14 protein-coding genes are annotated in these 13923 nt (G+C 34.9%); 4 read left to right on the top strand and 10 right to left on the bottom strand.

The features are described from left to right. Nucleotides 1-23: 23 nt before the first annotated feature. Both ACNQF9_RS02070 and ACNQF9_RS02065 read right to left on the bottom strand, forming a co-directional pair. On the bottom strand, nucleotides 24-470 hold the full coding sequence (locus tag ACNQF9_RS02070; RefSeq protein ID WP_417958602.1) for a GNAT family N-acetyltransferase: 447 nt from the start codon (nucleotides 468-470) through the stop codon (nucleotides 24-26). Beyond that, nucleotides 457-1698, bottom strand: coding sequence for a 3-deoxy-D-manno-octulosonic acid transferase (locus ACNQF9_RS02065; protein ID WP_417989530.1), 1242 nt, complete (start codon nucleotides 1696-1698; stop codon nucleotides 457-459). The genes ACNQF9_RS02070 and ACNQF9_RS02065 overlap by 14 nt, the downstream gene beginning before the upstream one ends. A 147-nt stretch (nucleotides 1699-1845) precedes the next feature. Here ACNQF9_RS02065 and ACNQF9_RS02060 point away from each other — a divergent pair, with 147 nt between their 5' ends. Further along, nucleotides 1846-2979: a DegT/DnrJ/EryC1/StrS family aminotransferase gene (locus tag ACNQF9_RS02060; RefSeq protein ID WP_417989529.1), complete on the top strand. Its 1134-nt coding sequence runs from the start codon at nucleotides 1846-1848 to the stop codon at nucleotides 2977-2979. Nucleotides 2980-3049: 70 nt separating this feature from the next. Further along, complete coding sequence (gene galE, locus ACNQF9_RS02055; RefSeq protein ID WP_417958599.1) at nucleotides 3050-4063, top strand: UDP-glucose 4-epimerase GalE; 1014 nt, start codon at nucleotides 3050-3052, stop codon at nucleotides 4061-4063. A gap of 103 nt (nucleotides 4064-4166) precedes the next feature. On the opposite strand, the gene fabD is transcribed toward galE, so the two are convergent. Beyond that, the gene (fabD, locus tag ACNQF9_RS02050) at nucleotides 4167-5042 is read right to left on the bottom strand and encodes an ACP S-malonyltransferase (protein ID WP_417989528.1); all 876 of its coding nucleotides are present in this window, start codon (nucleotides 5040-5042) and stop codon (nucleotides 4167-4169) included. A 180-nt stretch (nucleotides 5043-5222) separates the two neighbouring features. Between fabD and ACNQF9_RS02045 the strand changes: the two genes are divergently transcribed. Further along, nucleotides 5223-6854: a hypothetical protein gene (locus ACNQF9_RS02045; RefSeq protein WP_417989527.1), complete on the top strand. Its 1632-nt coding sequence runs from the start codon at nucleotides 5223-5225 to the stop codon at nucleotides 6852-6854. Nucleotides 6855-6890: 36 nt separating this feature from the next. Here ACNQF9_RS02045 and ACNQF9_RS02040 read toward each other — a convergent pair whose 3' ends face one another. The 6 genes from ACNQF9_RS02040 to ACNQF9_RS02015 form a co-directional block, all read right to left on the bottom strand. Beyond that, nucleotides 6891-7814, bottom strand: a complete 924-nt coding sequence (locus ACNQF9_RS02040; RefSeq protein ID WP_417958596.1) for a bestrophin family protein — start codon at nucleotides 7812-7814, stop codon at nucleotides 6891-6893. Nucleotides 7815-7883: 69 nt separating this feature from the next. Beyond that, a complete protein-coding gene (locus tag ACNQF9_RS02035; RefSeq protein ID WP_417958595.1) occupies nucleotides 7884-8612 on the bottom strand; it encodes a hypothetical protein in 729 nt (242 codons plus the stop codon). A 77-nt stretch (nucleotides 8613-8689) separates the two neighbouring features. Next, nucleotides 8690-10078 (bottom strand): HAMP domain-containing sensor histidine kinase, encoded by a 1389-nt coding sequence (locus ACNQF9_RS02030; RefSeq protein ID WP_417958594.1) that lies wholly within the window; start codon nucleotides 10076-10078, stop codon nucleotides 8690-8692. A 2-nt stretch (nucleotides 10079-10080) separates the two neighbouring features. After that, nucleotides 10081-10755, bottom strand: coding sequence for a response regulator transcription factor (locus ACNQF9_RS02025; protein WP_417958593.1), 675 nt, complete (start codon nucleotides 10753-10755; stop codon nucleotides 10081-10083). A 189-nt stretch (nucleotides 10756-10944) separates the two neighbouring features. Beyond that, nucleotides 10945-11271 carry a DUF6370 family protein gene (locus tag ACNQF9_RS02020; protein WP_417989526.1) on the bottom strand — a complete coding sequence of 109 codons (327 nt, stop codon included), beginning with the start codon at nucleotides 11269-11271 and terminating at the stop codon, nucleotides 10945-10947. A gap of 39 nt (nucleotides 11272-11310) precedes the next feature. Beyond that, complete coding sequence (locus ACNQF9_RS02015) at nucleotides 11311-11568, bottom strand: DUF983 domain-containing protein (protein ID WP_417958591.1); 258 nt, start codon at nucleotides 11566-11568, stop codon at nucleotides 11311-11313. A gap of 195 nt (nucleotides 11569-11763) precedes the next feature. Between ACNQF9_RS02015 and ACNQF9_RS02010 the strand changes: the two genes are divergently transcribed. Continuing rightward, the gene (locus ACNQF9_RS02010) at nucleotides 11764-12627 is read left to right on the top strand and encodes an AraC family transcriptional regulator (protein ID WP_417989525.1); all 864 of its coding nucleotides are present in this window, start codon (nucleotides 11764-11766) and stop codon (nucleotides 12625-12627) included. A 126-nt stretch (nucleotides 12628-12753) separates the two neighbouring features. On the opposite strand, the gene purT is transcribed toward ACNQF9_RS02010, so the two are convergent. Then, on the bottom strand, nucleotides 12754-13914 hold the full coding sequence (gene purT, locus ACNQF9_RS02005; RefSeq protein WP_417958589.1) for a formate-dependent phosphoribosylglycinamide formyltransferase: 1161 nt from the start codon (nucleotides 13912-13914) through the stop codon (nucleotides 12754-12756). Between the last annotated feature and the right edge of the window lie 9 nt (nucleotides 13915-13923).

Below are 13923 nucleotides of genomic sequence, written 5' to 3'. Positions count from 1 at the left end.
GGTATTAAATTTTGAGTGTAATTTTATTTGATTTTGTATTTCATTAATTGTCTGTGGTGGCATTCAAACCCATTCGCAAGATACAATTTTCGTCCTTTTTCATTATGCTGTTCCAATTCTAAGTAAATCAACTTTAAGGATGCGTTGTGACTTTCAATTTTGATGAATGCAATGGCTTTATTACCAATTCCTTTGCCTCTTGCTTTTTCGGTTAAGTATAATTCGTCTAGGAAAGCTATTTTCCCTTGGTATTCAAAACTAAAGATATAAGTCAAAATGAGGTATCCTACAACCACCTTGTCCTCTAAAATGAGCCAGGCTCTACCTAGGTCTTCATTAGAAATAAATTCCTTAAATAAAGCTTTGGAAACTTCAACAGCAATGGGATAGTTGTCAATAGCATAAAATTCCTCCATTAATTGCACAATAATTTCAATATCAGCAAGGGCTAAAGGTTTAAATTGAATCATTCAAAATAGTTTTTAAAATAATAGTTGTAGCTCCTTTATTCATTTGTACAAAAGTGCTGCAGATGTGTCCTTTTTCATGTCGGATATCATCATTCATGATTAGGTTCGTAATAGCTTCCTTTAATTCTTTTTGGGTATTTATAGCCATACATCCCTCCATATTCACTAATGCTGTTGCTTCTGCAAAATGCGAATAGTTAGGTCCTATAAGTATTGGAACGCCAAAAGTTGCCGGTTCCAATAAATTATGAACTCCGGGATTTCCAAAACCGCCACCCACATAGGCAATATCGGCATAACTGTAGATTTTTGTCAAAATACCAATTGTGTTAATGATAAAAACGTCATAATCAGCCAGGTTCTTTCCGTCTTTTTCAGAGAATAAAACGACTTTTTTAGTGATGCTGTTTTTTAACAGCTGAATTTGTTCGTCTTTAATATTGTGTGGGGCAATTATAAATTTGATTTTGTATGAGTTCGAATTGATAAAAGGTACTATTAGATTTTCGTCTTTTGGCCAAGAACTTCCCACGACAATGGTGGGTGTGTTGTTTTTAAACTGAGACATAAAATCGAGTGAATTGTCCTTCTCTAAAATTGCAGCAACTCGATCAAAACGGGTGTCTCCAGAAACAATTACATTGGTTTTGCCCAACTGGTATAGTAGTTTTTTTGAAGTTTCATTTTGTACAAAAAAGAATGTGAAAGTATTTAATGCGTCTCTATAAAAACCGCCATACCATTTGAAAAACAATTGGTTCTTTCTAAGTATGCCGGAAATTAAATAGGTTTTAATATTTAATTTTTTGAGTTCAGTTAGATAATTTGGCCAATATTCATATTTAATAAAAAATACTAAATCGGGATGAACGAGTTTTAAAAACGTTTTTGCATTTTTATGGGTGTCCAAAGGCAAATAAACAGTGACATCAGCAACAGTGTTGTTTTTACGCACTTCATAACCCGACGGGGAGAAAAAAGTAACTACTATTTTGTGAGAAGGAAATTGCTCTTTTATCTTTTCAATTACCGGCAGGCCTTGTTCGTATTCGCCTAAGGAAGCTGCGTGAAACCAAATTGTTTTGTCAGTAGACTTTATTTTTTGTTGTAAAAGATAAAAAACCAATTTTCGGCCCTGTACAAAAAGTTTCATTTTTGGGCTGAAAAGCGCAATGATTTTTAATAGAAAACCGGCGATTTGAACCATTAGAGTATATAGAAAAAGCATCCTTAAAATTTTGTGGCTAAAATACGGTTTCTTTATATTAATTTGATTGGTTTAAACTCATTAAATAACTATTTTTGTTCTTCGTTTCAAGAAAGTATTTGCTGTTTTTAGAAGCTCTGACTTTTCGGACGTTAAACAAAAATTTCGATGAAAAAAATTCAAATGGTTGACTTAAAAAGTCAATATGATACAATAAAAGATACGGTTAATATAGCTATTCAGGAAGTTCTAGATACGAATGCTTACATTAATGGACCTCAAGTTCATCAATTTCAAAAATCATTAGAAGCGTATTTAGATGTAAAACACGTAATTCCATGTGCTAATGGAACCGATGCGTTACAAATTGCGATGATGGGATTGGGTTTAAAGCCTGGAGATGAAGTAATCACTGCTGATTTTACTTTTGCAGCGACAGTTGAAGTAATTGCATTACTGCAATTGACACCGGTCTTAGTTGATGTGGATCTGTATAACATGAATATTTCTATTGAAGGAATTAAAAAAGCAATTACTTCAAAAACAAAAGCGATTGTACCAGTACATTTGTTTGGCCGTGCCGCTAATATGGAAGCGATTATGGCTATTGCTGCTGAATACAATCTATATGTGATTGAAGATAATGCTCAAGCTATAGGAGCCAATTGCAAGTTTTCGGACGGGACTAAAAAGAAAGCAGGAACTATAGGCCATGTAGGAGCGACGTCATTTTTTCCTTCAAAAAATCTGGGATGTTACGGAGATGGTGGGGCTATTTTTACTAATGATGATGCTCTGGCACACACACTTCGTGGTATTGTAAATCATGGAATGTACGAACGATACCATCATGATGTAGTAGGTGTCAATTCTCGTTTAGACAGTATTCAAGCAGCTGTTTTGAATGTTAAATTACCTTTATTGGATGAATACAGTAAAGCCAGACAAGATGCAGCAAGAAAATACACGGCGGCTTTTGAAGGACATGCCAATATAATTGCACCCAGTATTTGTAGTATTTGTGATTGTCACGTTTTTCATCAATACACGTTACGAATCCTTGATGCTGACCGTAATGGGTTAATGCAACATTTGCTGGACAAAGGAATTCCATGTGCTATTTATTATCCTATTCCGTTGCATTCGCAAAAGGCTTATGCGCATTCTCGTTACAAAGAAGAAGATTTTCCGGTAACGAATCAATTGGTAAAAGAAGTGCTTTCGTTACCAATGCACACGGAACTAGAGGACGATCAAATTCAATTCATCACGGATAGTGTTTTAGAGTTTTTAAATAAATAACCACTTTTGATAGCTGTCGGGGTAATTGCTTTCCGATTTACGGTGTAACCAATTAATAAATCAACATTATATGAAAATACTAGTAACAGGAGGTTTGGGCTTCATAGGATCTCATACCGTAGTAGAATTGCAAAACGAAGGGTTTGAAGTTATTGTTGTAGATAATTTATCAAATACTTCTTTGAGTGTCTTAGACGGAATCCAGAATATAACGGGTAAAGTTCCTACTTTCGAGAAACTAGACTTGCGTGAAAAAGAAAAAGTACAGGATTTTTTCAAAAGACACCAAGATATTTCAGGTGTGATTCATTTTGCAGCCTCAAAAGCGGTAGGGGAAAGTGTAGAAAATCCATTATTGTATTATGAAAATAATATTAATGCATTAGTATATGTATTGCAGGAATTACAGCAAAAACCGGAAGCGAATTTTATTTTTAGTTCGTCTTGCACTGTTTATGGTCAAGCCGAAACCATGCCGATTACCGAAAATGCTTCTATCCAAGCTGCTATGTCCCCTTATGGAAACACAAAGCAAATTGGAGAGGAAATCATCACTGATACTACTAAAGTAACCAATATCAATGCAATTTTATTGCGCTATTTTAATCCAATTGGTGCACATCCTTCTACTGAAATAGGAGAATTGCCTATTGGAGTTCCACAGAATTTAGTGCCATTTATTACTCAAACTGGTTTTGGATTGCGAAAAGAATTGTCAGTATACGGGGATGACTACCCAACTCCTGACGGAACAGCAGTGCGGGATTATATTCATGTAGTTGATTTGGCGAAAGCCCATGTGATCGCTTTACAACGATTGTTAAATAAAAAAAATACAGCTAAAGTAGAAACCTTCAATTTGGGAACTGGAACCGGAACTTCTGTTTTAGAAGTCATCCATACTTTCGAAAAAGTAAGCGGTAAAAAATTACCTTACAAAATTGTAGGACGTAGAGAAGGCGATATTACTTCGGCATACGCCAATACGGATAAAGCGAATACTATTTTGGGATGGAAAGCACAATCTACGCTTGAAGAAGCGATGGCAAGTGCCTGGAAATGGGAACAGAAGATTCGTTCATAGAATAATACGTGTTCCGTTTTTAGTATTCAATATAAATAGGAATCCCAAATTATCGTGATGATAATTTGGGATTTTTATTTTCTAAATACTTAGGGACTCTTAATTACGCGTTTGCGGTTAATGCTTCTTTATCAATTTTGCCAATCAATCCTGCTAATACTTTTCCAGGACCTACTTCGGTAAATAAAGTTGCTCCGTCTAGTATCATTTGTTGTACGGATTGTGTCCATTTTACAGGAGCCGTCAATTGGATGATTAAGTTTTTTTTAATTTCATTAGGATCTGAAACCGCACTTGCCGTTACGTTCTGATATACCGGACAAATAGGAGTCGAGAAAGTCGTTGCCTCAATTGCTGCTGCCAGTTCTTCTCTTGCGGGTTCCATCATTGGTGAGTGAAAAGCACCACCAACAGGCAACAATAATGCACGTTTTGCTCCTGCCGTTTTCATCGCTACACAGGCTTTTTCCACAGCAGATGTTTCACCCGAAATTACTAATTGTCCTGGACAGTTATAATTAGCGGCCACTACGATTCCGTCAATCGAAGCGCAAACTTCTTCAACGATATTGTCAGCTAATCCTAAAACAGCAGCCATAGTGGATGGTTTAATTTCACAGGCTTTTTGCATTGCCAAAGCTCTTTGAGAAACCAATCTGAGTCCGTCTTCAAAAGACAAAGCACCATTTGCAACTAAGGCTGAAAATTCACCTAATGAATGTCCCGCCACCATTTCTGGCTTGAAATCTGCGCCCAAGGTTTTTGCCAAAATTACCGAGTGTAAAAATACTGCGGGTTGGGTTACTTTAGTTTCTTTCAGTTCTTCAGCTGTTCCTTCAAACATGATGTCTGTGATGCGGAAACCTAAAATTATATTGGCTTTTTCAAATAATTCTTTTGCAAGAGGGGAGTTTTCATATAAGTCTTTGCCCATTCCGGTAAATTGTGCACCCTGACCTGGAAATACGTATGCTTTCATGTGTGTAATTTAAAGATTGAAGATTAAAGATTGAAAAATTAGTTTCAACCGATTGGCAAAAATACTATTTTTTGCTGTATTGTAATTAAGGTTCCTGTTTTCTTTAAAATTCAGATCTTATTTACTGTAACATTTAGCAATAGTAAAGACTAACATGGAAATATACAATGACAAAACATCATGAAAAAAATCATGTCAATTATTTTTTTACTTCTTTTTGGTTTTTTACTTTTTTACATCAATTTACCGGTAATTAATTATGGGTTTACTGGTTTTGCTTTTATTTTGCTACTGTTATTAGTAATAGGGATATTATTTTCTGTTGGTTTGACCATTTCTCAGCAAACTAAGCAAGTCAAATTTATTTCCAGACCTCCTAAAATAGTGTATGTAGTGGCAGCAATTCTTTTACTATATTGTATTGCGTTACCTTTTATAACCAGCTTAAAAATGTTTAGAAGTGAGTCGTATCAAAAACTAATAGGTGAGGTTAAGAATGGAAAAAAAATAACAAATCACATTGCTCCAATCTCTATTGATAAAATCCGTGTGGTTGATGAGGCTTTAGCGCATTTGCTAGGCGAAAAAATATTAGGCTCTCAACCGGCATTGGGCAGTCAAGTAGAATTAGGGGATTTTTGTATCCAAAAGGTAAATGACGACTTGTACTGGGTAGCACCGTTGTTGCATTCTGGTTTTTTAAAATGGTTTAATAACCAGGAAGGAACTGCGGGTTATGTTATGGTTTCTGCCACGAATGAGCGCGATGTGAAACTAGTTCAGCAAGTGGAAGGAAAGGAGGTTAAAATTAAATACCAACAAGGCGCTTATTTTCAAAGCGATATTCACAGACATGCTTATTTAAACGGAAATGCTACTGTGGGTTTAGCTGATTTTAGTTTTGAAATTGATGATGTTGGGCGTCCTTTTTGGATCATTACACAATATTCAAAAAAAATTGGATTTTCCGGTAAAGAGGCTACGGGAGTTCTAATAGTAGATGCTCAGTCTGGATCTATAAAAGAATATTCAATTGCTGCGACCCCTAAATGGGTTGATCGAATCCAGCCTATAGATTTCATCGAAAATCAATTGAATGATTGGGGCGAATATGTTCATGGCTATTGGAATTTTTCCAATGCCGATAAACTTAAAATTACAGAAGGTTTGACATTGGTGTATGGAAAAGATAACAAATCGTACTGGTATACCGGATTGACCTCTGTGGGAAAAGAAGAATCTGCGGTAGGTTTTGTATTAGTGGATACCAGAACTAAAGAAACCACCTTTTATAAACAAGGTGGAGCAACGGAATTTGCTGCCCAAAGTTCGGCAGAAGGAAAAGTACAGGAGAAAGGATATAAAGCGTCAATGCCTATACCTTATAACATTAATAACATTCCTACGTATGTGATGACACTTAAAGATGACGGTGGATTGGTTAAAATGTTCGCAATGGTGGCCATCTCAGATTATACTATAGTAGGAGTAGGTAATACGATGCGAGAAACACTGACCTCTTTTAAAAGTGTCTATAACATGGCGGGGAATAAAATAAATCCAAATAGTGTTTCCAATAAAAAAGTATTAAACGCCGTAATAATCCGAATTCAGAATGATGTGAAAAATGGAAATAGTTTTTATTATTTTAAAGTAAAAGAGTATCCCAATCTATTTGTAGGCTCCTCGCAAATATCCAGCCAACTTCCTATATCCATGGTAGGGGATAGTGTACAGATTTCTTTTGATATTGATCTGGAAGAGATAATTGATGTGTCCACTTTTGAAAATATAAGCTTAAAAAAGCTCTAATATTACAAACCCTCCAGCTTTTCTGGAGGGTTTGTGTTATAATATATAGTAAGCATCTTCTTCTGTTTTTACAACTTCAGGGGCTTTAATTTGTTGGTCTGTATTTATAAATTCATTTCGATATTCATTGATCATCTGCATTAGGTTCTTTTCTATTGAATTTGAAATTGTTGTCACAGGCGTATCTGTGGGTCTATTTTCAAATGGATCTTGTAAATGAATAGCCATTTTCTCTATAAGAAAAAATGCGGTACCTATTGTAGTTACTAAGGGAATTGCAAACCAGCCAAGCAAACTTGTTAAGCCAAATGGAAGTAGAAAAATGAACAAACACAATGTAAACCGAATGTACATACTATATGTAGTTGGGAAAATTGTATTTTTTATTCGCTCACATTTACCCATGGCATCGCATAAACGAGTTAATGTATTGTCAATTTCTACTTGTTGATAAGTCTTTAGTTTTCCTGCATTTCGAGCATCTCTAAGATCTTTGGCATGAAGAATTAATAACGCATTAGGGATGTGATGGTGGTTTTTTATAAAAAGTAATTCATCTTCTGATAAAAAAGATTTGATAGGCTTTAGCGAATCTTTATTTCGTAAAAGCTGTCCTAAACTGTAACACCAGGCAATCTGTCTTTTTGCAAATTTTTCTTTAAAATTATTGGCTTCAACAGAAAAATCAGGATCCTTATAAAAAGTGATTATTTGTCGGACTAATGTTCTGGATTCGTTTACTATTGATCCCCAAATAATTCTAGCTTCCCACCATCGATCATACGCTTGGTTCGATTTAAAGGCCAACAACAACGAAATGATAGTACCTATGATAGTAGGTACTGCAAAAGGAATGTCAATAGAGATATTGATGTAGTAGTGATGGAAAACCTCGAATAATACCGAATAAGAAATAACGAGGGCAAGTTCGACTTTAATTTTTCCAAGAACATACTTCATTGGAATTTTCTTTTTTAAAAGCATTTTTTTGTAGTTTTATGATAAATTTAATTCTTAGGAATAATATTCTTACACCATCTCTTCGCAGAGCGATAAAATAGGAAGACCCAACAAGTCATTAATATCTTCTTTCTTACTCCTTCTAAATTTTAATTTTTGGGGTTTACGTGTTTTTACCAATAAATTGATCCCATTTTTGTGAATAATATCAGTTAAATATGGAGCAAATTCTTCGAAATTTTTGTCTTCTAGATTAGGTGTCTGAGTCACTATTTGAAATGAAAAATTTTCGTTTATAAACAGTTGGATGTCCTCCATGTGAATACTGGAGCTTGTGTTTTCAATATAGAGGGCTTTATTAAAGTCGTTCGGATGTTCTGTAGCCGAAAGATGTAAAATAGGGCATCTTTGATTGTCTAATAATTGAACCAAATGCTGATTTATTCTTTTTTGTTCTTGTTTATAAGAATGCGTTATAATAATCAGTTTTAAGGAGAAATGATCTATAATTCGTTTGAATATTGGAGAAGAAATCCCGTATTGGTTGTGGATTTTAAGGGTGCAATTTTTAGATTTATCAACAATCTGCCTGCAAACATCCAGAATAGTTTCCTGTTGTGTAGTGATGCCTGTTTTCATTTCTCTTAAAAAATAAGATGGGGAAGAATAAGCATCTGGAATTTCAGAAACAATCATTAAAATTATTTCACATTCACTTTCATTTGCTTGATTAATAGCTGTTTTCACAGCAAGTAGAGTATCTTGTTTTAACGTGGTTGGTATCAGGAAATTTTTCATCTGTATAAATGTTTCTTTTATACATACAAAGTAACTGTACCAAAATTAAAGCGGTATTAAAGTAACATTAGAATTTTCTAAGAAACGAGATTAGAATTTTTAATGTTGAGTTTGTTTAAAATAATGGTGACAATAGTTCCCTTGTTTTGCTCAGACTGCACCTGTAAATCTCCATCATGCATCCTGATAATTTTCATTGCCAGTGGCAAGCCTAATCCATAACCGGTGTATTGGGCCGCTTTTTTTCCTCTAAAGAAAGGTTCGTATAAATGCGGTATGTCCTCAGCAGGAATACCAATACCAATATCGTTTATTGTAATTTTTATAGAATTTTCAGTAGCTGTTACTGTAACAAAGACTTCATCATTATTAGAATATTTCACACCATTTGTAATGATGTTATTGATTGCTAATTCAAGTAAGGAGCGGTTGCATGGAATCAAAAACAGCTCTGAATTTTTAGGGGCTACATCAAGTCTGATGGTCACTCTGTTTTCAGGATAAATGGTATCAATGTCTGATTTTACATCCATGACCAACTCATCAATGCGGATAATCTCGAGTACTTGCTTTTTGCCATCATAGCCCGTTTGAGTAAGCTTTAATAAACTCTCGGTTAAGTTGCCCAGCTTTGAAGCCTGATTAAAAATGTTTTCTAAAGACTTGATGTATTCTGGTACTTCTCTTTCTTTAAAAAGCATAATTTCTGATTCTGCCATGATTGCTGTAATTGGAGTTTTTAGCTCATGTGAGGCATTATTGATGAAATTAGTTTGTATTTCGAACGAAGTTTCAAGTCTGTCTAACATATTGTTGAATGTTTCTGAAAGATCTGAAATTTCATCCGAACTATTGTTTTTTGGGAGTCGGTTGTGTAGGTTTGACGCACTAATTCGGTTTACTTCTTTAGTAATTCGGGCAACTGGGTTAATAACCCTTTTAGCTAGAAAACGTCCTAAAAAATATGCTAAAAGTAGAAATCCAATGCTCCCAAACAGCATTATTTTGACAATATAAATGGTAGTCGTCTTTCCTTTGCGATCAACTGCAGAAATTATTACAATGTATTTTTGATTGTTCGCTTTAAATAATTGTCCTAGATAATATTTGTCGTCAATTTCATACCAGTCTTTGCCTTTATTTAAAACATTTGTGTAAAATTGGTTCGGGAGATCAATATTAGTATTGTATTCAAAAGAGTTCTTACTGTTTACTTTAAGCACAAAGTCTTCTTCGTCAATAAGTTCCTCAAGTCCGTTTTTCTTGAGTTCCTTATAGTATTTGGTTTTTTCAGGATCATTTTGAAAATTAATTGAAGCAATAATTTTTGCTCTGTCTTCTAATCTTTTTAAAAAATAATATTTATTGTTACTTCTAAATAAGAAAAAAACTACCACACATAAAAGCAAAGTGCTAAAGGTAGAAAGCGCAACATATGTGAAAGTAATTTTTTTTCTAATATTCATTTTTAGGATTTAATGACATAACCCAAACCTTTCATGGTTTGAATGAGTTTACTATTAAATGGTTTGTCTATTTTTTTTCGTAAATAGGTAATATAGACATCTACTACATTCGTATTCATGTCAAAATTAATATCCCAAACGTTATCCAGAATTTGGCTGCGAGAAACAATTTTGTCTTTATTCTTAGCGAGATAATACAATAATTTAAATTCTTTGGCTGTCAAGACAATCGTTTTTCCACCTCTTTTTACGATTTTTGTCCTGCCGTTGATCTCTAAATCGGCTATTAGTATCGTGTCTATTTTTTCCAGATCCTGATTCGCTCTTCGTGCCAAGGCATGTACTCTAGCGTCTAATTCTCCAAATTTAAAAGGTTTCACTAGATAGTCATCTGCTCCTGCATTTAGACCCGTCACAATGTTTTCAGAGGTGCCTAGAGCCGTTAATAACAGTATTGGAACAAAATTTTTACTGGCGCGCAATCTTCTGCATATTTCAATGCCATTTATTTCAGGTAGCATAATATCTAAAATGACCACATCAAATGTATAATTATGAATCATCTCTAAAGCCGTTTTCCCGTCAAGAGCTACACTTACCTCATTGTTCTTTTCGACAAAACCTTTTCGTAAAATGGATAAGAGACTGGGTTCGTCCTCTACTATGAGTAATTTCATATTTAAAAGTTGAATTGATGACAAAAATAAGGATTGAAATCTTAAAATTGTTTTAAAATGGTATTATAAAAAGTTGACTCACATTTTAAATTTCTTAAAGAATAAATTTAAAATGTATTTGAGATAAGTACCATAAAATTTGAAAGAGCAGTAAAAACGCAGTCTTGATTAAAATTGAGCTTTTCTGAATTATTTTTCTTTCTTTTCTGGGAGTAGTTTAAAGGAAGTTACTTTGAATCGCTGGTCTACAACTTTACCAACCACTTCGGCTTTTCGTATTGTAGTGCAAAAACCGTCATTGGCGTGTGCATCTCCGTGTGAATCGATAGCGCTACCATCAACAAAGTAAAATTTTCCGTCAATGCGAACGGCCAATTCACAACCGTGTCCTTCCATTTTAAACTGGCATTGTCCACATGAAGCTTCAAGGATTTGAGATTTTGGTTCTTCTTTTTTATCCTGAGCACTTGCAAGTGTTGCCGAGAACAAAATAGCTAAGCATAATATCTTTTTCATAAAGGATCAATTTTTTACTTCAGCTAAGATACTGGTTTTTTACATCGAATAATTTTTAAACATGTAAATCCACAATAATCTGGAAAGGCGAATATTAATAGAGGCCATGGCAATAATGACCACCGCAATAATTGGAATGATTCTTAAATCAAAATTCTCTTCAAAGAAGAATTGGGCAATAACATAGGTAGCAATTCCCTGGGCTACTGTTAAACCATAATTTACATACATCGCCCCAAAAAAGTAACCAGGTTCTTTCTCAAATTTATAATTACAATGAGCACAATATTCGTTCATTTTGGGAAATCCAAAATTGAGAAATATACTTTTTTCATTGAAGACTTTGCCTTTAAGACAATGCGGGCAATCATTATTGAGGATATGTATAATAGAATTTGACATCATAATTATTTTTATCAAAGGTATTTATTATCCATGTCATAGATGTTTTCTATATTCGCGTATTATAGCACAATAAAGACATCTAGCGATATGATAAAATATCCTATTTATGACATTCAGCGGTTTAACTGCAGTGCAGTCAATAGTGATTTGTACATTAATACATTTGAAAACCATTTAATCAACCATAGTTTTGTTGAGGAACCGCATCGGCATAATTCCTATGTTTTGGTGTTTTTTACGAAAGGCTCCGGGATACATGAAATCGATTTTGATGTGTTTAGTATTCAGCCGGGAAGTATGTTTTTCTTGCAGCCGGGACAAATGCACCATTGGGATTTATCCGACGATGTGGAAGGCTTTGTGATTTTATATTCGGGGGAAATGTATAATCTTTATTTTGGAAAAAAAACAATCAGCGATTATCCATTTTATTCTTCGGTGGATAATAAGCCGGAAATGGTTTTTGATGCATCTGAATCGGAAGCTATTCTCCCCTATTTTAAGAGTCTAATTTCGGAAACTTTGACAAACAAAATGTTGAAGAGTGATAAAATAATGAATATGCTAGACAGTATTCACATTGAAATTGCCCGAAAATACAGTGCTAGATACCTTCACAAAGCGCATTCGTATAATGTGAAAATTAAAACATTTGAAGCGCTTTTAGAGCAAAATTTTAAAACAGAAAAACGAGCTTCTTTCTATGCTTCAGCACTGGCTATTACTTTGAAGCACTTGAACCGGATATGCAATGAAATCCTGCAAAAAACGTCAACGGAAGTAATTACTGAGAGAATCATTCTCGAGGCAAAACGCATGTTGATGGATAGAAAGTTTTCTGTTAATGAAATTGCAACCGCATTAGGCTATGATGATTATTCGTATTTTACAAGACTTTTCAAAAAACATACTGGAATGACTCCGTCAGCTTTTCGTGTTTTAAAAAAGTAATGTAGGAGTCAATGTTACGATGGTTTGTCAAGTCGAGCGCAGTCGAGACGAACCGTTGAGTATCTTCCGCTCAAGACCTGGCAGCACTAGTTGTTTCAATTTATATGTCAATGAAGGGAGGTCAAATTAAAGGTGAACTTTTACTAAAGTTGCTGCTTTCTTCGCTTTTTCTACCGCTTCTTCAATTGGAGTTTCTAAACTGTCATTGACTAAAGCTACTCCCATTCGTCTATACGGTCTTGAAGTTGGTTTGCCAAAGATTCTGAAATCAGTTTTAGGCAAAGCAGCAATTTTCTCGATGCCTGAATACGTTGGGTTTGTGGAGTTGCCCGTAGCTAAAATTACAGCACTCGCTCCCGCTTTTTCTAATGTGATTTCGGAAATAGGCAAACTCAAAATCGCTCGTAAATGCAATTCAAATTCATTAAAATTTTGTGTTCCGGCCAAAGTTACCATTCCCGTATCATGTGGTCTTGGGGAAAGTTCTGAGAAATAAACACCATCATCAGTCAAGAAAAATTCTACTCCAAAAAGTCCAGCACCACCCAAAGCTTCGGTTACTTTTTCGGCCATATCTTGCGCTTCGTACAAATCCTTGTCGGAAATTCTGGCGGGTTGCCAACTTTCCTGATAATCGCCACGTTCTTGTCTATGGCCTATTGGTGCGCAAAATAAAGTTGGATTGTTGTTTTGTACCACCGTTAATAACGTGATCTCCGAATTGAATTTGACAAAGGCTTCTACAATCACTTCTACCACATCGCCACGGGAACCTTCCACGGCATACTTCCATGCTTTTTCGATATCGGCTTCCGTTTTTATCGTCGATTGCCCTTTTCCGGACGAAGACATTAAGGGTTTTACTACGCAAGGTATTCCAACGGCTTCAACTCCTTTTTGTAATTCTTCGGCAGTGGTTGCGTAGCGGTAGTTGGCAGTTTTTAAACCTAATTCTTTGGAAGCTAAATCCCGAATCGCTTTTCTATTCATGGTGAAATTAGCTGCTTTCGCAGAAGGAACTACCGTGATGCCTTGCTTTTCGTAGTCATAAAAACGCTCCGTTCTAATGGCTTCTATTTCAGGAACAATGAATTCTGGTTTGTGTTTGGCAACGATTTTGTCTAAGGCGTCACCGTCAAGCATATTGATGACTTCAAAATCATGGGCAACTTGCATTGCTGGAGCATTTTCGTAACTGTCAACAGCAATTACAATTTGCCCGATGCGTTGTGCAGCGATTGTAAATTCCTTTCCTAATTCGCCTGAGCCTAGCAATAGTATTTTCATTTTTGAAGT

The sequence above is a fragment of the Flavobacterium amylolyticum genome, from assembly GCF_048284335.1.
In the GTDB taxonomy this organism is placed as follows: domain Bacteria; phylum Bacteroidota; class Bacteroidia; order Flavobacteriales; family Flavobacteriaceae; genus Flavobacterium.
The sequence above is the reverse complement of the archived record's forward strand: the minus strand, read 5'-3'. Positions and strand labels throughout refer to the sequence as shown.